The 16,324-nt window shown below is 66.6% G+C and carries 16 protein-coding genes; 9 read left to right on the top strand and 7 right to left on the bottom strand.

All coding sequences use genetic code 11. From position 1 onward, the window contains the following. From O1Q03_RS32570 to O1Q03_RS32560, 3 genes are all read left to right on the top strand, one after another. Positions 1 to 427, top strand: a 427-nt coding sequence (locus tag O1Q03_RS32570; RefSeq protein ID WP_269500940.1) for an IS30 family transposase, incomplete at its 5' end; no start/stop codon positions are given. 344 nt (positions 428 to 771) lie between these two features. After that, on the top strand, positions 772 to 1,119 hold the full coding sequence (sap1, locus tag O1Q03_RS32565; protein WP_269508754.1) for a surface attachment protein Sap1: 348 nt from the start codon (positions 772 to 774) through the stop codon (positions 1,117 to 1,119). A gap of 176 nt (positions 1,120 to 1,295) precedes the next feature. Beyond that, a complete protein-coding gene (locus tag O1Q03_RS32560; RefSeq protein ID WP_124455812.1) occupies positions 1,296 to 1,850 on the top strand; it encodes a YaeQ family protein in 555 nt (184 codons plus the stop codon). Between the two features lie 7 nt (positions 1,851 to 1,857). Here O1Q03_RS32560 and O1Q03_RS32555 read toward each other — a convergent pair whose 3' ends face one another. Both O1Q03_RS32555 and O1Q03_RS32550 read right to left on the bottom strand, forming a co-directional pair. Beyond that, positions 1,858 to 2,271: a VOC family protein gene (locus tag O1Q03_RS32555; protein ID WP_269508752.1), complete on the bottom strand. Its 414-nt coding sequence runs from the start codon at positions 2,269 to 2,271 to the stop codon at positions 1,858 to 1,860. A 189-nt stretch (positions 2,272 to 2,460) separates the two neighbouring features. Then, positions 2,461 to 2,592, bottom strand: coding sequence for a hypothetical protein (locus O1Q03_RS32550; RefSeq protein WP_269508750.1), 132 nt, complete (start codon positions 2,590 to 2,592; stop codon positions 2,461 to 2,463). A gap of 117 nt (positions 2,593 to 2,709) precedes the next feature. On the opposite strand from O1Q03_RS32550, the gene ada reads away from it, so the two are divergent. The 3 genes from ada to gshA all read left to right on the top strand — a co-directional run bounded on the left by ada (position 2,710) and on the right by gshA (position 6,845). Further along, positions 2,710 to 3,801, top strand: coding sequence for a bifunctional DNA-binding transcriptional regulator/O6-methylguanine-DNA methyltransferase Ada (ada, locus tag O1Q03_RS32545; protein WP_269508749.1), 1,092 nt, complete (start codon positions 2,710 to 2,712; stop codon positions 3,799 to 3,801). Continuing rightward, complete coding sequence (locus O1Q03_RS32540; protein ID WP_269508747.1) at positions 3,798 to 4,772, top strand: DNA-3-methyladenine glycosylase family protein; 975 nt, start codon at positions 3,798 to 3,800, stop codon at positions 4,770 to 4,772. The genes ada and O1Q03_RS32540 overlap by 4 nt, the downstream gene beginning before the upstream one ends. A 459-nt stretch (positions 4,773 to 5,231) precedes the next feature. Further along, the gene (gene gshA, locus O1Q03_RS32535) at positions 5,232 to 6,845 is read left to right on the top strand and encodes a glutamate--cysteine ligase (RefSeq protein ID WP_269508744.1); all 1,614 of its coding nucleotides are present in this window, start codon (positions 5,232 to 5,234) and stop codon (positions 6,843 to 6,845) included. A gap of 121 nt (positions 6,846 to 6,966) precedes the next feature. Here the strand turns inward: gshA and O1Q03_RS32530 are convergent, their stop codons facing one another. Then, complete coding sequence (locus O1Q03_RS32530; RefSeq protein WP_269508742.1) at positions 6,967 to 7,278, bottom strand: DUF4148 domain-containing protein; 312 nt, start codon at positions 7,276 to 7,278, stop codon at positions 6,967 to 6,969. A 405-nt stretch (positions 7,279 to 7,683) separates the two neighbouring features. Here O1Q03_RS32530 and O1Q03_RS32525 point away from each other — a divergent pair, with 405 nt between their 5' ends. Next, a complete protein-coding gene (locus tag O1Q03_RS32525) occupies positions 7,684 to 9,324 on the top strand; it encodes an L-lactate permease (protein WP_269508740.1) in 1,641 nt (546 codons plus the stop codon). Positions 9,325 to 9,442: 118 nt separating this feature from the next. On the opposite strand, the gene O1Q03_RS32520 is transcribed toward O1Q03_RS32525, so the two are convergent. Beyond that, entirely contained in the window at positions 9,443 to 10,360 is a 918-nt protein-coding gene (locus tag O1Q03_RS32520) for a LysR family transcriptional regulator (RefSeq protein ID WP_269508737.1), read from the bottom strand. A 229-nt stretch (positions 10,361 to 10,589) separates the two neighbouring features. On the opposite strand from O1Q03_RS32520, the gene O1Q03_RS32515 reads away from it, so the two are divergent. Both O1Q03_RS32515 and O1Q03_RS32510 read left to right on the top strand, forming a co-directional pair. Further along, the gene (locus tag O1Q03_RS32515) at positions 10,590 to 12,761 is read left to right on the top strand and encodes a phosphocholine-specific phospholipase C (RefSeq protein ID WP_269508734.1); all 2,172 of its coding nucleotides are present in this window, start codon (positions 10,590 to 10,592) and stop codon (positions 12,759 to 12,761) included. Positions 12,762 to 12,979: 218 nt separating this feature from the next. Further along, positions 12,980 to 13,705 carry a phosphonate utilization associated transcriptional regulator gene (locus tag O1Q03_RS32510; RefSeq protein WP_269508732.1) on the top strand — a complete coding sequence of 242 codons (726 nt, stop codon included), beginning with the start codon at positions 12,980 to 12,982 and terminating at the stop codon, positions 13,703 to 13,705. 124 nt (positions 13,706 to 13,829) lie between these two features. On the opposite strand, the gene O1Q03_RS32505 is transcribed toward O1Q03_RS32510, so the two are convergent. From O1Q03_RS32505 to O1Q03_RS32495, 3 genes are all read right to left on the bottom strand, one after another. Beyond that, on the bottom strand, positions 13,830 to 14,102 hold the full coding sequence (locus tag O1Q03_RS32505) for a hypothetical protein (RefSeq protein ID WP_269508730.1): 273 nt from the start codon (positions 14,100 to 14,102) through the stop codon (positions 13,830 to 13,832). After that, positions 14,099 to 14,416 carry a hypothetical protein gene (locus O1Q03_RS32500; RefSeq protein ID WP_269508728.1) on the bottom strand — a complete coding sequence of 106 codons (318 nt, stop codon included), beginning with the start codon at positions 14,414 to 14,416 and terminating at the stop codon, positions 14,099 to 14,101. The genes O1Q03_RS32505 and O1Q03_RS32500 overlap by 4 nt, the downstream gene beginning before the upstream one ends. Positions 14,417 to 14,886: 470 nt before the next feature. Further along, the gene (locus O1Q03_RS32495; RefSeq protein ID WP_269508725.1) at positions 14,887 to 16,275 is read right to left on the bottom strand and encodes an FAD-dependent oxidoreductase; all 1,389 of its coding nucleotides are present in this window, start codon (positions 16,273 to 16,275) and stop codon (positions 14,887 to 14,889) included. Positions 16,276 to 16,324 lie beyond the last annotated feature (49 nt).

Here is a 16,324-nt window from a genome sequence, read left to right as displayed (position 1 = left end):
CGTGCTCGTCGAACGCATGAGCCGCGCCGTGCTGCTGGCCAAGATGCCCGATGCGACTGCTGCGTCGGCGCTCGCCGCCTTCACGACCAAACTGCAATCGCTCGTCGAGCCGCTGCGTCAAACCCTGACCTACGATCAAGGTCGCGAAATGGCCCGACATGCCGAACTGACGGCCGCGACCAACGTGCGCGTCTACTTCTGTGACCCGCACAGCCCTTGGCAGCGCGGTACATGCGAAAACACCAACGGCCTGCTGCGTCAGTACTTGCCCAAGGGCACGGATCTGTCCATTTACTCTCAAGAGGACCTCGACGAGATTGCTGACAAGCTCAATACACGACCGCGTGCCACGCTGAACTGGTACACGCCTCTGCAAATCCTTGCTCAGGTCCTGGCTAACCCCACCGACCGAGTCCCTGTTCAGTAACCCGCGAGGTGTTGCACTTCGCTCTTGAAACCGCCCCACCTGGTATTGGATTGAATTATCCGAACCGTTCAATCGACGTATCGTAACTGTGCTGAAAGCCTTGTCGGGCAGTGCTTTGCGCTCGGTCGCGCGGGGCCGTGCGCGGCACGGCAAGTGTCGCCACGCATGCGCGGAGCGCGAAAATCCGACCGCGCGCAGGGTGCGACAATCGGCCGCTATTGCGATCGCACAACAAATGTGCTTGATATCGCTTGCCGGTCTTCTAAAGTGAAAAACGCGGGTTCACGATCACCTTTAAACACATAGCTAACCCAGCCTGGTGCCCGCAAGCCTGGAGACAAAATATGATGAAGCGAGCCGGTGTCCTTTTCGCCCTTGTCGGCGCATTTTCCTTCGCATCGATTGCCCAGGCAGACGGTGATTCGGCCGTCAAGCCGAAGCAGGAAATCCAGTTGACGAAGAATGCATGGGGCTGTCTGTCGAAAGACAATCTGGACTCCGTACTGAGTCATGAGCGTGACGGCAAGTCGCAGGCAAGGCAGCAGTACTTCGACGACTACCGTTGCCTGTCGGTGCCGGAAGGCCAGCGTTTCCGCGTGGTGTCGGTCGATCAGGGCGACGTGCAGTTCGTGAGCGCCGACAACAGCGACCAGCAAGGCCTCTGGACCGATTCGCGCTTCGTCAAGCAATAATCCGCAGCGTACCTCTCGCCATCGCGCTCCGGCCGGGCACGCCGGCGGCGCGCCCAGAATGCGGCCCGGCCGATGCCGGGCCGTCGTGCTGTGAAGCGCACATCGCGCGCCGGGCGGCGCGCATTCGGTATCATCACGACCCGACCGAACCGAATGCCCGCCCGGGCCGTATCCGCATGGCGCTGAAATCCACAATCTACAAAGCCGAACTCCAAATTGCCGACATGGATCGGCATTACTACGCCGATCACGCGCTGACGGTCGCGCGCCATCCGTCCGAAACCGACGACCGGATGATGGTGCGCATCGTCGCGTTCGCGCTGTTCGCGCACGAGCGTCTCGAGTTCTGCAAGGGGCTGTCGGACGTCGACGAACCCGATCTGTGGCAAAAGGACCTGACGGGCGCGATCGACGTCTGGATCGAAGCCGGCCAGCCCGACGAGCGGCGCATCTCGAAGGCCGCCGGCCGCGCCGGACAGGTCACGGTGATCGCGTACGGCGGCAAGACGTCGGATATCTGGTGGCAGGGCGTGCGCAGCAAGGTCGAACGGCTGCGCAACGTGCAGGTGCTGTCGCTGGCCGACGGCGTCGCGACTGCGCTCGGGCGGCTCGCCGAGCGCACGATGCGCCTGCAGTGCACGGTGCAGGACGGCGCCGCCTGGATCTCGAGCGCGGATCACGATCCCGTCGCGGTCGAATGGACGGTGCTGAAGGCGCGCGCGGACGCGTGAGCACCGCTTAGCCGAGCGCGGCGGGCGGCCCCTTGAATTCCAGCATGTTTCCTTCGGGATCGAACAGATAGATCGACGGCCCGTAGCCGCCCGCGCCGTAGCGTTCGGCGGGGGCGCCCGGCCGCGCGCCGTGGGCGGCGAAATGCTCGGTCAGCGCGGCGGGATCGAACGGCTCGACGCGCAGGCACAGGTGATCGAGGTTGCGCCCGGTGCCCGGCAGCCCGCTGTCAGCGCGATCGATCGGGCCGCCGACCGACAGCAGGTCGATCAGCGCGTCGCCCGCGCGCAACTGCACGAGCCCCAGGTCCGGCTGTTCCTTCTCCACGTGGCAGCCGACGGCATCGCAGTAAAAGCGCGTCATCGCGGCCATGTCGGTCACGCGCAGCACGACGTGATCGATCGCGCGGATGGTCGGTTTCATGAGCGGCACTCCTTCGTGTACGGCGTGCACCGAGTGTAGACCGCCCCGGCGACGCGCGCCGGAACGGCCGCGATCGATGGACGAAAAAAAGCCCGTTCACGCAAGGCGGAACGGGCTTAATCCATATCAGGAGGAGACATGGAGGAGACAGTTCCAACTATACACACGGCGATGGTGCGTTGCAATATTTCAAGTGTAAAAAATCGTCAGGATGGCGATTTGTCGCAGCCGCACCGCAGCAAAAGGATGACGGAATGATGACGAAAGCGGCGCTTCAACAGAGCGCGCGCCGCCTTTCGTCTGATCGATCGTGATCGACATGTCCCCGCTTTATGTCACGCTTTCGTCGACGCGAATCACAGAGCAAGATTCAGGGCGCGACGGCATGTGCCGATGTCTAGAGTAGGCACCAACTACACTAGAAAGTGCGAGGTTCAGATGAAAACCGCCTATCCGACCGACGATGCCCGCTGGGGCGCCGTGACCGCCCGCGATCCGCATGCGGACGGCGCGTTCTTCTATGCCGTGCGCACGACCGGCGTGTTCTGCCGCCCGAGCTGTGCGTCGCGGCTGCCGCGGCGCGAGCACGTGTCCTTCTTTGCCAATCCGGCCGCCGCACGTGCGGCCGGGTTCCGCCCGTGCAAGCGCTGCCAGCCGGAAGGGCTGCCGCGCGAGCTGGAAATCGTCAATCGCGCGTGCGCGGTGCTCGACGCGCATGCCGAGCGGCTCACGCTGCAGCAACTGAGCGACGCCGTGCACGTGAGCCCGTTCCATCTGCAGCGGCTCTTCAAGCGCGTGGTGGGCGTGTCGCCGCGGCAGTACCAGGCCGCACGGCGCGGCGCCGCGCTGCGGCAGGCGCTGCAAAGCGGGCAGCCGGTCACGCAGGCAGCGGTCGACGCGGGCTTCAATTCGCCGTCGCGGCTCTATGCATCGGTGCCGCGTGAGCTCGGGATGGCGCCGTCCGCGTTCCGCCGCCAGGGCGAGGGCCTGCGGATCGACTATGCGACCGCGGCGACGCCGCTCGGCACGGTGCTCGTCGCCGCGACCGGGCAAGGGATCTGCCGGATCGCGTTCGGCGACACGCCGGTGATGCTCGTCGCCGAGCTGAACGACGCGTTCGCGCGCGCCGAACTGGTCGAAGCGCCGTCGCGGCTCGCGCCGTTCGTCGCGCAGATCCGGGCGTACCTCGACGGCACGCGGCACGCGTTCGACCTGCCGCTCGACATCGCGCCGACCGCGTTCCAGCAGCGCGTGTGGGAAGCGCTCACGCATATCCCGTACGGCGAAACGCGCAGCTATTCGCAGATCGCCGAGGCGCTGGGCGCGCCGCGCGCGGTGCGGGCCGTCGCGTCGGCATGCGCGTCGAACCCGGTCGCGCTCGCGATTCCGTGTCACCGTGTCGTGCAGAAGGGCGGCGCGCTCGCCGGATATCGCTGGGGCGTGCGCCGCAAGGCCACGCTGCTCGCATCCGAGGCGCGCCACGCGCACGGCGATGAAACCGATGTCGTGGCGGAGGACAACGCAGCTTGAGCATTGAAAAAAACACGATCACGTCCATCGCGAGCGGCGGCCATGTGCCGCCGTCCGCGCAGCTGGAACTGCGCTTCAAGGCGCCGTACGACTGGGCGCGCGTGCTGCGCTTCTTCAGCGGACGTGCGATTCCGGGTGTCGAGCAGGTCGTCGACGGCGTGTATCGCCGCATCGTCGATCTGAACGGCGACGCGGGCCGGCTCACCGTCACGAAGCATCCGCGCAGGCATTGCCTGATCGCGACGGTCGAAGGGGCGGCCGCGCGTCATGTCGACGATGCATTCGCGCGTCGCGTCGCATCGATGTTCGACCTCGGCGCCGATCCGGCCGCGATCGGCGGCGGGCTCGCGCGCGATCCGTGGTTCGCGCCGCTCGTCGAGGCCGCGCCGGGATTGCGCGTGCCGGGTGCGTGGTCGGGGTTCGAACTCGCGGTGCGCGCGATCGTTGGCCAGCAGGTGAGCGTGAAGGCGGCGACGACGATCGTCGGCCGGCTCGTCGAACGGGCGGGCGAGCGCGTCGCGCACGAGGACGGCACGGCCGTGCCGGGCGGCGCGCCCGCGTGGCGTTTTCCGACGCCGGATGCGCTGGCCGCGTGCGATCTCGAGAAGATCGGGATGCCCGGCAAGCGGGCGGCGGCGCTGACGGGCATGGCGCGCGCGGTGGCGGCCGGCGACGTGCCGCTCGACCCCGCGCATGCCGATCTCGGCACGCTGCGTAGCGCATGGCTCGATCTGCCGGGCATCGGCCCGTGGACCGTCGAATACATCGCGATGCGCGCCTGGCGCGACCCCGACGCGTGGCCGGCGTCCGATCTCGTGCTGATGCAGTCGATCATCGCGCGCGATCCGTCGCTCGACCGGCTCGCGAGCCAGAAGCGCCGCACCGAGGGCTGGCGGCCGTGGCGCGCGTATGCGGCGCTGCATCTGTGGAACGACGTGGCGGACCGGGCCGGCGGCGCGCGGGGCGGATGAGGGGCGCGGCGGGCGGGCGAGCCACGCTGCGATGCAGCCCGCGCGAGGCGAACGCCGGGTGGATCGGTCGGGCTCCTCAAGGTTGGGATGCTGCGCGCGATTCGGCCGATCGGATGACTGTCGTGTTGAATGCACAGCGCGGTTCGCATACGGCGGGCATGCGTCGACGGTTCGATAGCGCCGGTTGCACCTGTCGCTGCAGAGGCGTGCGCCGCGTTCCGTCGGACGAATTCGCACCGCGCGCCACGTTCACCCGGTCGACGCGAAGCCGGCCGCGCACGACGCGATGGCCGCGATCGCCCCGTCCGGCGGCCCGCTGCGCCGCGTGCGGCCGGCCCGGAGCCGCCTCAAGCGCGCGTTACGGCGAGATGTTAAAGTGCCCGCTACCAACGAAGCGACCAATAATCCAGCCGGCCGCGCGCGGCGTTCTGCACGCGGCCGCCACGCACTTGCGTCTCCATGTCGAACACCATGACTCACCGCCAGTCCGAACTGCTGCTGAATCGTCTCGAAGCGCTGAGCTCGGGCCCGACGCGGCAGCGTCTGCCCGACGGCCTGCGCGGCATCGAAAAGGAAAGCCTGCGCGTGACGCGCGACGGGATGATCGCGTTCACGCCGCATCCGCGCGCGCTCGGTTCGGCACTCACGCACCCGTCCGTGACCACCGACTATTCCGAGGCGCTGATCGAGCTGATCACGCCGGCGGAACCCGACGCATCGATCACGCTCGAGCGTCTCGACGATCTGCACCGCTACGTGTATGCGTCGCTCGGCGACGAGATGCTGTGGAACGAGTCGATGCCGGGGCTGTTGCCGGCCGACGATGCCATTCCGATCGCCGATTACGGCACGTCGAACATCGGCCGCCTGAAGACGGTGTACCGCCGCGGCCTCGCGTATCGCTACGGTCGCACGATGCAGTGCATCGCGGGCATTCACTACAACTACTCGCTGCACGAGGAAGTGTGGCGGCGCCTGCATGCGGAAGAAGGCTCGACGGCCACGCTCGTCGATTACCAGTCGGAGCGCTATCTCGCGCAGATCCGCAACTTCCGCCGCCGCAGCTGGCTGCTGATGTACCTGTTCGGCGCATCGCCTGCGCTCGACACGAAATTCCTGCGCGGCAAGCCGCACAAGCTCGACGCGTTCGATGCCGATACGCTGTATCGGCCGTATGCGACGAGCCTGCGGATGAGCGATCTCGGTTACTCGAACACGACCGCGCAGGCCGCGCTGCACGTCGACTACAACACGCTGCCCGGTTATCTCGACGCGCTGTCGAAGGCCGTGAGCGAACCGTATCCGCCGTACGAGGCGATCGGCACGCATCGCGACGGCGAGTGGATCCAGATCAACACGAACGTGCTGCAGATCGAGAACGAGTTCTACTCGACGATCCGGCCGAAGCGCGTCACGTATTCGGGCGAGCGTCCGCTGCATGCGCTCGCGTCGCGCGGCGTGCAGTACATCGAAGTGCGCTGCCTCGACATCGACCCGTTCGAGCCGACCGGCATCGCGCTCGAAACCGCGCGCTTCATCGACGCGTTCCTGCTCGCCTGCGCGCTCGACGACAGCCCGGCGCTCGACTGCGATGCGTACAAGGAAGCGAATGCGAACTTCGGCAGCGTGACGCTCGATGGCCGCAAGCCGGGGCTCACGCTGACGCGCGACGGCCAGCCGGTCACGCTGCAGGCGTGGGCGGACGACCTGATGACCGATATCGAAACCATCGGGCGCCGTCTCGACGAAATTCGCGGCGGCGACGAGCATGTGCGCGCGATCGCCGCGCAGCGCGACAAGCTTGCGGATCCGGAACGCACGCCGTCGGCGCGCGTGCTGCGGACGATGCGCGAGAACGGGCAGTCGTTCCTTGACTTCGCGCGCGCGCACAGCGAAGCGCATGCCGCGCACTTCCGTGCGAACCCGCCGTCGGCCGAGACGCTGCGCGCCGAGCAGGCGCTTGCGGCGAAGTCGCTCGCCGAGCAGGCCGAGCTCGAAGCGAAGGAGGCCGGATCGTTCGACGCGTTCGTCGCGGCCTATCGTGCGTACACGCTGAACCGCTTCAGCGTGTGACCGCGGCAGCCCGCTGCGCATCGCGCGGCGGGCATGCCGATTGCCGGCCGCGGCGCAGTGCGTTCATGCGCACGCGGCGGTTTTTCCCGCTCCCGCTCTCGCTCTCGCTCCCGCTCCCGCTTCAGTGATGCGCGTACGTGTCACGATCGACCACCTGCGGCAGTGCCGGCTTTCCCGATTCCACCTTTGCACGGCCGTCGCTGCCGTAGCCGGCCGCGTCGCCGCGCGCCTGCGCGGCACGCTGCATGACTTCCTGCATGTTCTGCGGAAAGTCGGGACTGCTCGCGAGACTCGCGCGGTAGCCGGCAGCCTGCAATTCCACGAGTTCCTGGCGAACGTCCGCACGCGTCAGCGTTGACGCGGCCTGGGCCTGGGCGGCAACGGCCGAGCCGATCAGCAGTAACGTGCAGGCCGCAAGTTTCATCGTTTTCATCGTGTTAGCTCCGTGAAGTTCCGGAGCCGCGCACGTGTCGGCGCGGGCGGAATCGATGTGGCCAGTCTAGGCTTCGGACGCCAAACGAAACATCCCGCTCGCCGTCAGGCACCTTTGCCGGCTGCGCAACATTGCGACGACGGTTTGCTGACGCGCGCGTCAGCGGGCTGCCATTCGCCGTTCATCGTGCGGCCGGCGGCGTGTCGCGGGCCCAGCGCATCGGGCTTGTCCCCCCTTGTGCAAGCGCGATGCGCCTCCTAACCTCTTTTAAGCGACCGATCGGTCGGCGCTGTCGCATGGTTGCATGCGCAAGCGTCGGATGATCTTCGCCGCCGTGGAACGCACGTTTGATACGGGACCGGGGCACGCGTTAAAGCGCCAACTCCAGTCGACAACGGAGACACGATGAATCCCACTGCCGCCCTGCCGCCCGGCATCCTGTTCGCACAGCCGCTGACGCCCGTCGCCAACTCGCTGTTCCTGTCGTTTCTCGTCGCGGTGATCCCGATCGCGATCGCGCTGATCGCGCTCGGCGTGCTGCGCCGGCCGGCGTGGCAGGCGTCGCTGGCGGGGCTCGTCGCCGGCCTCGCGGTCGCGATCGGCGCGTGGGGCATGCCCGCGGGGCTCGCGTTCGACGCGGTCGGCGCCGGCATGGCGCTCGCGGTCGTGCCCGTGATGTGGATCGTCTTCAACGCCTTGCTGCTATACAACATCGCGGTGAAGTCGGGCCGCTTCGACCAGTTCCGGCAGTGGATGCTCGACAACCTGCCCGACGACCGGCGCCTCGTGCTGCTCGTCGTCGCGTTCTCGTTCGGCTGTCTGCTCGAAGGGATCTCGGGCTTCGGCACGCCGGTCGCGATCACCAGCGCGCTCTTGATCGCGCTCGGCTTTCCCGCGCTCGAAGCGCTCACCTACACGCTGCTGTTCAACACGGCGCCCGTCGCGTTCGGCGCGCTCGGTGTGCCGATCACCGTGCTCGGCGCGGTCACGTCGCTGCCGCCGACGACGCTCGCCGCGATGGTCGGCCGGCAACTGCCGTTCTTCGCGCTGCTGCTGCCGTTCTACGTGGTCGGCGCGTATGGCGGCCTGCGCTCGATTGCGAAACTGTGGCCCGCGCTGCTCGTGTCCGGCGGCAGCTTCGCGATCGCGCAGTTCGTCACGTCGAACTTCCTCGGCTATCAGCTCACCGACGTGCTGTCGTCGCTCACGTCGCTGATCGTCACGATCGGCTTCCTGCAGCTGTGGAAGCCGCAGCCCGATCCGCAGTTCGCGCTCGCGCGCAGCGTGCCCGCCACGGCCGGCGCCGCGCGCGCGGGCTTCGGCGGCTGGCTGCCGTGGATCGTCGTGTCGGTGGTCGTGATCGTCTGGGTGCACGCGAACATCGCCGCGATCGGCGACGTGAAGATCAAGTGGCCGGGCCTGCACAACACGGTCTACGTGTCGCTGTACCACAAGCCGTATGCGGCGATCTGGGACTTCCAGCCGCTCGGCACCGGCACCGCGATCCTCGTGGCCGCAATCATCACGGCCGTGCTGACGCGCACGGGCATCGGCGCGTTCTTCGAATGCGCGGTCAAGACGTGGCGGCAGACCTGGATCGCGATCATCACGGTGATGATGATCGTCGGTCTCGCGTACCTGCTGAACTACTCGGGGATCAGCTACACGCTCGGCACCGGCGTCGCGTCCACCGGCGCGCTGTTCCCGCTCGTGTCGGCGTCGCTCGGCTGGATCGCGGTGTTCCTGTCCGGCAGCGACACGTCGGGCAATGCGCTGTTCGGCAACCTGCAGGTCGTCGCCGCACGGCAGCTCGGCCTCGATCCGGTGCTGATGGCCGCGACCAATTCGTCGGGCGGCGTGATGGGCAAGATGATCTCGCCGCAGAACATCGCGACGGGCGTGTCGACGACGGACCTGAAGGGGCAGGAGGGCGTCGTGTTCGCGCGCACGTTCTGGCACAGCGTGATTCTCACGCTGCTGCTCGGCGTGCTGGTGTTCCTGCAGCAGCACGTGCTGACGTGGATGATTCCGGCGCTGCCGAAATGACGCGCGCCGGCGCGGCGGGCGGCAACAAGGAACGCACGAGGACAACAACGACGGAACGCGCGGGAAAAGCGCTCGGGCGTACGAAGGAAATGTGCGAAACGGGTGAACGCGCGGTGGCTCAGCGCGCGCTCACCTGCGGCGTCGCGCGCGCGGCACGCGCCGCATCGTCGGTCGCATGCCGCGCCGGCAGCATGCACGCGAGGAACGCATCGATCGCGGGGCTGTGGCGGCGCGCCTTCAGGTAGTACACGTATTCGTCGATCGTCGTGTCGACGCCGCGCAGCGCGACGACGCGCAGGTCCGGATGGCGCTCGGCCTCGCCGCGCGGAAAGAGGCTCCCGCCGACGTCGTGCAGGATCGCCTCCCGGATCGCTTCGCGGCTGCCGATCTCGGCGACCGATGTGGCCGCGACACCGGCCGCTGCAAGGATCGTCTCCGTGCAGCGGCGCGTGACCGAGCCATCCTCGCGAATCAGCAGCCGTACGGCGGCGAGCTGCGCGGCATCGATCGCGTCGAAGCGCGCGAGTGGATGGTCGCGATGCACGACGAGCACCAGCGGATCGGTCGAGATCACCCTGCGTTCGAGGCCGTCCGCGTCATTGCGCTGCGACGACACCGCGAGATCGATGCGGAATTCGTGCAGCGCCTGCAGGATTTCCTCGGAATTGCCGATCCGGCACGTGAGCGCGATCGACGGATGCGCGTGCGAGAAGCGGCCGACCGCATCCATGATGTAGTACGGCCCGGTCGCGCCGATCCGCAGCTGACCTTCGAACAGCCCGCCGATGTTGCGCAGCATGATGTCGGCCTGCGCCTCGAGTGCGATCATTTTCTCGATGAGCGGCAGCAGCTCGATGCCGGTCTCGGTGACCTCGAGCTTGCGGCCGCTGCGGTAGAACAACTCGACGCCGTACAGCTGCTCGACCTGCCGGATCTGCGCGGCGATCGTCGGCTGGCTCACGCCGAGGTGGCGTGCGGCGCGCGTGATGCTGCCCTGCCGGACGGTCGCATGGAACGCCTTCAGCTGATCGAACACGACTCGGCTTCTCTCCTCTTCATCGCGCGTCAGCGTAGCGCGCGCATGTGTCGCGCGGATGAAAGGCGCGCCGGGCGCCGCTTCGCAAAAAAGCTGGGGGTGAGCGCAAGAAACCTGCTGGAACCGGTCACGGCCGGGACATGCCGGTGCGGACTAATAGCGTCAACGCACCGACCGCCGGCCCCGCTCGACCGGCGCCATCCCTCCTACGACAAACAGGATCTTCTTCATGTCCGCCACCAATCGACGCGATTTCCTGCGCCTTGCCGCCCAGTCGGCCGGCGCGATGGCCGCCTACGCCGGCTTCCCGCCGGCCATCCGCAACGCGCTGGCGATGCCGGCCGCGTATCGCACCGGCACGATCCGCGACGTCGAGCACGTCGTGATCTTCATGCAGGAAAACCGCTCGTTCGACCATTACTTCGGCGGGCTGCGCGGCGTGCGCGGCTTCAACGACCCGCGTCCGCACCTGCTGCCGAACGGCGCACCGGTGTGGCAACAGCCGCCGGCATCGGTATTCACGAAGAACTACCATTCGCGCGGGCTCGATCCGGCCGCGCCGTACGTGCTGCCGTTCTACCTCGATCCGAAGCAGACGACCGAATTCCAGCCGGGCACCAACCACGGCTGGAGCAGCGGGCATCTGTCCTGGAACAACGGCCAGTGGGACCAGTGGGTGAACCAGAAGCAGGACGTGCTGACAATGGGCTACCTGAAGCGCCAGGACCTCACGTACCACTACGCGCTCGCCGACGCGTTCACGATCTGCGATTCGTACTTCTGCTCCGCGCACGCGGACACGGCGCCGAACCGCATCTACCTGTGGACCGGCACGATCGACCCGCGCAACGTCTACGGCAACCCGCCGAACGGCCCGGGCATCGGCGAGCGCGACGACGTGAACGGCTACACGTGGATGACCTACGCCGAACGTCTGGAGAACGCGAAGATCAGCTGGAAGGTGTACCAGGGCGGCACCGGCATTCCGGGCGACCCGACCGACAACTACACCGACAATTCGCTGATGTTCTTCAAGCGCTTCCAGGTGAAGGAAGGCGCGAGCGGCCCGCTCGTCGACAAGGGCGCGTCGGACCACACGCTCGCCGAGCTGAAGGCCGACGTGCAGGCCAACCGGCTGCCGCAGGTGTCGTGGATCGTCGCGCCGTACAAGTACAGCGAGCACCCGCAGGCGTCGCCGACCGACGGCGCGTTCTACATCAACATGGTGCTCGAGGCGCTGACCTCGAACCCCGAGGTGTGGGCGAAGACGGTGTTCATCCTGAACTACGACGAGAACGACGGGCTGTTCGACCACGTCGTGCCGCCGGTGCCGCCGGTCACGAGCGGCGTGGGCGGCCAGGGCATCGTGTCGTCGAACCTGCTGTCGAATCTCGGCGACGAACTGCTCGACCTGAACAAGTACCCGGGCGAGATGAGCCCGCTCGTGCCGGGCGCGGACCCGGGCGGCATCCAGCCGATCGGCCTCGGGCCGCGCGTGCCGCTGATCATCATCTCGCCGTGGACGAAGGGCGGCTGGGTCTGCTCGGAAACGTTCGACCATACGTCGGTGCTGCGTTTCCTCGAGGCGCGCTTCGGCGTGCAGGAGCCGAATATCAGCGCGTGGCGCCGGTCGATCTGCGGCGACCTCACGTCGGCGTTCGATTTCTCCGCACGCCCCGACACGCGCACGGTGAGCTTCACGGTGCCGCAGCACATCGCCACCGCCGGCCACGCATATCAGGTGCCCGCGCAGCAGTCGATGCCAGCGCAGGAAGCGGGCACGCGTCCGGCACGCGCGCTGCCGTACGAACTGTTCGTGCATGCGCGCGTGAACGGCGGCGACGACAGCGTGTCGCTCGATTTCGCGAACACGGGCGATGCCGGTGCCGCGTTCTACGTGTACGACCGCCGCAATCCGGCGACGCCGCCGCGCCGCTATGCGGTGTCGTCGCACGACCGGTTCGCCGATACGTGGAGCACGTCGGCCGCGGGCGGCGACTACCATCTCGCCGCGTACGGCCCGAACGGCTATCTGTGCGAGTTCCAGGGCAATACGCGGCTGGCGGCCGACGCCCGCCACGCGAACCCCGAAGCGAAGATCGGCTACGACGTGCGCAACCGCCACGTGTACCTGCAACTGCGCAACAGCGGCCGCGAGCGCTGCAGCGTGGTCGTCGACAACGCGTACAGCCATGCGCAGGCGCGCAGCTACACGCTGGAGCCGGGCGCGCGCATCGAGGATCACTTCGAGCTGTCGTCGAGTCACGGCTGGTACGATCTGACGATTACCGCGACGACGCTGCGCGGCGGCGACGACAAGGTCGTGCGCCGCTTCGCGGGCCACGTCGAGACGGGCCGGCCGAGCCACAGCGACCCGGGGCCGGTGAAGCAGACGGCCTGACGGCAGGCCGGCGTCGCGCGATTCGGCGGATCCCATTCGCCGCCGCGCGACGTCCGCGCGCGGGCCGGCTTCGTCCGCGGTTTCGTCCATGTATCGGCGCATGGGACCGGTTTTTGGAAACTGAAAACTGTTGACAATATTTCGGGGCGACGGTATATAACGATCATTCGCCGATATGGCGCCCTCGTTTTCATTCGCAGCTTTGCTGCCTGCCGACCATGACTGCCCCGAACGCGCTCAACGCCATCGAACTCCTGCAAAGCCAGTCGCTCGCGATGATTGTCCAGGACATGCTCGAGCGCGCGATCGTGTCCGGCGAATACGCCCCCGGCGAGAAACTCAACGAAGTCGATATCGCGACCAAGCTGAACGTGTCGCGCGGCCCCGTGCGCGAGGCATTTCGCGCGCTCGAGCAGGCCGGGCTGCTGCGCAACGAGAAGAACCGCGGCGTGACGGTGCGCGTCGTGCCGCTGCGCGAAGCCGAGGAGATCTACGAAGTGCGCGCGATGCTCGACGAATCGGTCGCGCGCGCGCTCGCGAAGCGCATTTCGCCCGAGACGCTGAAGGTGCTGAAGGGCATCATCCAGTCGATGAAGGATGCCGCGAAGACGCATGACGTCACGCGCTATACCGAGCTGAACGTGCAGTTCCACGATGCGATGGTGGTCGGCGTCGGCAATACGCACCTCACCGATACCTATCGCCGCCTCGTGCGTCAGCTCGGGCTGCTGCGCCAGGCGGCGATCGAAGCCGAGGAGGATGCGATCGCGGTGTCGGCGGCCGAGCACGACAAGATCGTGCAGGCGCTCGCCGGTGGCGACGAGGAGAAGGCGGTAGCGCTCGTGCGCGAGCACGTCGCGCACGGTCTCGCGCGGATGCGCCGCACGCACGAACAGGGGCTGCCCGCGACGGGCAAGGCGGCGCGGGAGAAGGCTCGCGCGTGAGGGGTTGCGGTGCGTGTCGTCGCACATCGTGCGGCTACGCGCACGCGCTTGTTACGCCGGGCGAGCGTAGCCTCGGTCGAAATCGACGTGGCCAGAGCCAAGCGCAATGATCGCCAGCAGGTGATTATTTGCCGTGTCGTCTATCAAAGGCATCATCCAGAACCCAGCCCGTACCGGATCTGCAGTCCACTTGCGTGTATGCGTAGATTTTGGCAACACGATCCGTCAGGGGAACACAAGACTCGCCTTTCCTGATCGTAAAGATCGGCTTGGTCCTGTCGTCGTTTGGTTCAGCAAACGCAGGCATGTCTTGAAGCGCCGTCCATTCCTCGTCCTTGTATTTCGAGCACGCAGTGATCATCACAGCGAGTATGGCCAATAGCAGGAGGCGTGTCATTTCTTCGGATATCGTCGGATTCCAATCAGGCGCTTCGAATGACGCAGACCGGTCATCAAATCTGCGGGGGCTATGATACCCGGGAGTTGCCATCTTGGGTCGTAAGCCAGAATTCCCGCCTTGCCAAGTACTTCAGCGATATTCGATGAGCAATTATTGTCGACGAGAGAGTATGGCTTGTCTTCGTGTCGCCGTCTTTTTATCTCGGAAAGGATGATCTTTTTCTCATCCTTGAGTGTATGGAGGAGATAGCCGATCGTGTCGCGTTGCATCTTAGTCTGCTGACGATGTAGGTAGCTCAGGATGTTGTCCACGTCCCATCCCGGGTGCGCTCTACCATATACGATTCCATCGACTGCAATGGCAGCGTGTCCGAACTGTGACCCTCGTGAGACGGATCGGGAGTCGCTAATCAGGATTTCAATGATTGTTGACGAGTGCATGAAAAGTAAAGGCGGAATCCAATTTGTCGAATAACTTAAATCCTATCATGCTGATTTGGAAAGCAAAATCGAGATAATGGAATGACAAAAATAAAACGTGTAGTGCGGTGCGCTGTCTTATAACTTTTATTTTCGACGGGACATGTCTTATTGATGCGTGGTTGTTTTCATGGGGTATTTACCGTTTCTGAGCAAGCGCGGCGCCCGGGATCGGACTTGTTCTATTGGCGGGATTCCTTCACTTGTTGCCCGCTCGAGGTGTGGGTTCGATAGACGCTGGCGACGTGATGGGGCCGGCGAGCCGCTGGCCTTCTTGCTCCGCACCGCATTGCCCCCGCCACTCAAGCCTTATCGGCCTTCCCCGCCGCACTCGCAAACTTCGCGAGCCACGTGTCGACCATCGCCGGCTGCCGGCTCTCGTCCTCCGCACGCTCCTTGCGCCGAATCGCATTGCGCACGACGTGCGCGCCGACATAGCGGATCGGCTCCGGCGGGAAATGGCCGAGCGGGCCGCGCACGATCGGGCTGCGCGTCCACGCGTTGTCGAGGCCGAGCACCAGCGACGACAAAATCTGTCCGCCCATGTACGTCGGCCCGACGCCGTTACCCGAATAGCCGAAGCCGTAGAACACGTTCGGCGCATCGTCGAGGCGGCCGAAGAACGGGAAGCCCGTCACCGAGCGGTCCGACGGCCCGTTCCAGCTCGCGGTCACCGGCACGCCCGCGAGCGACGGGAAGAATTCGCGCAGGCTGCGCGTGAGCTGCGCCTCGTACGGCGAGCGCCGGTCGAACACCGGCGCGATGCGGCTGCGCCACGAGAACGTGTTGCCGCCCTTGCCGAGCATCAGCCGCCCGTCGGCCGTCGTGCGGTAGTAGTACACGAAGATCCGCGAATCGAGCACCGACACGCCGTCCACGAGCCCGGTCTTCTCGAGCAGCTCCGGGCATTTCTCGGTGATGACCATGTCGCTCGACACCACCGCGATCGTGCGTTCGAACTGCGGGAAGCGGCTCGCCATCCACGCATTGATCGCGAATACCAGCTTGCCCGCGCGCACGCTGCCGGACGGCGTGCGCACGACGGCCGGCTGCCCTGACGTGAAGTCGACGAGCGGCGAGCGCTCGTAGATCCGGATCCCCATCGCGAGCGCGACGCGCCGCAGTCCGCGCACGAGCTTGCCCGGATGCACGGTCGCGGCGATCGGCGAGTACACGCCGTCGAGATTGCGCGCGGAGCCCGAGCGGCGCGCGACTTCGGCGGGCGGCAGCGGCTCGTAACTGTGGATCCCGCACGCGGCGAGCGCGTCGAGCACCGGCGCGAGCGTGCCGACCTGCGCGCGTGACGTCGCGGTGTACAGTGTGCCGTCGAGCCGCAGTTCGGCATCGATGCCGTGCGTACGGCAGAAGTCGGCGATGTGCTGCACGGCTGCTTCCGACGCCTTCACGAGCCGGATCGCCTCGGCTTCGCCGAACAGGCGCCGCAGCGTCAGAAATTTCGCGGACCACGTGAGCAGGCACCCGCCGTTGCGCCCGCTCGCACCGGCGCCGCACAGGTCGGCCTCGATGATCGCGATGTCGAGCGCCGGGTTCTGCTGCTTCGCCTGGATCGCGGTCCAGAGCCCGGTGAAGCCGCCGCCGACGATACAGACGTCGGCCTGCGTCGCGCCCTGCAGCGCGGGTGCGAGATCGCCGTCGTTGAACAGTGCCTGTTCGATCCAGAAGGGTCGCATCGGATGTCGTGCCCGTAGAGGTCGGTCCGCCGTGCCGCGCACGGCGGGA

Origin of the sequence: Burkholderia sp. IMCC1007 (assembly GCF_027257875.1) — a bacterium.
In the GTDB taxonomy this organism is placed as follows: Bacteria; Pseudomonadota; Gammaproteobacteria; order Burkholderiales; family Burkholderiaceae; genus Burkholderia.
Note: the sequence above shows the minus strand (reverse complement) of the source record. Positions and strands in the feature narration are given on the sequence as shown.

Excerpts from the sequence above, each read along its gene's own strand:
- O1Q03_RS32550 (WP_269508750.1), bottom strand. The coding sequence starts at position 2,592 with ATGTCGATCACGATCGATCAGACGAAAGGCGGCGCGCGCTCTGTTGAA.
- O1Q03_RS32495 (WP_269508725.1), bottom strand. The coding sequence starts at position 16,275 with ATGCGACCCTTCTGGATCGAACAGGCACTGTTCAACGACGGCGATCTC.
- O1Q03_RS32555 (WP_269508752.1), bottom strand. The coding sequence starts at position 2,271 with ATGAAACCGACCATCCGCGCGATCGATCACGTCGTGCTGCGCGTGACC.
- gshA (WP_269508744.1), top strand. The coding sequence starts at position 5,232 with ATGTCGAACACCATGACTCACCGCCAGTCCGAACTGCTGCTGAATCGT.
- O1Q03_RS32525 (WP_269508740.1), top strand. The coding sequence starts at position 7,684 with ATGAATCCCACTGCCGCCCTGCCGCCCGGCATCCTGTTCGCACAGCCG.
- O1Q03_RS32560 (WP_124455812.1), top strand. The coding sequence starts at position 1,296 with ATGGCGCTGAAATCCACAATCTACAAAGCCGAACTCCAAATTGCCGAC.
- O1Q03_RS32515 (WP_269508734.1), top strand. The coding sequence starts at position 10,590 with ATGTCCGCCACCAATCGACGCGATTTCCTGCGCCTTGCCGCCCAGTCG.
- O1Q03_RS32510 (WP_269508732.1), top strand. The coding sequence starts at position 12,980 with ATGACTGCCCCGAACGCGCTCAACGCCATCGAACTCCTGCAAAGCCAG.
- sap1 (WP_269508754.1), top strand. The coding sequence starts at position 772 with ATGATGAAGCGAGCCGGTGTCCTTTTCGCCCTTGTCGGCGCATTTTCC.
- O1Q03_RS32530 (WP_269508742.1), bottom strand. The coding sequence starts at position 7,278 with ATGAAAACGATGAAACTTGCGGCCTGCACGTTACTGCTGATCGGCTCG.
- ada (WP_269508749.1), top strand. The coding sequence starts at position 2,710 with ATGAAAACCGCCTATCCGACCGACGATGCCCGCTGGGGCGCCGTGACC.
- O1Q03_RS32505 (WP_269508730.1), bottom strand. The coding sequence starts at position 14,102 with ATGACACGCCTCCTGCTATTGGCCATACTCGCTGTGATGATCACTGCG.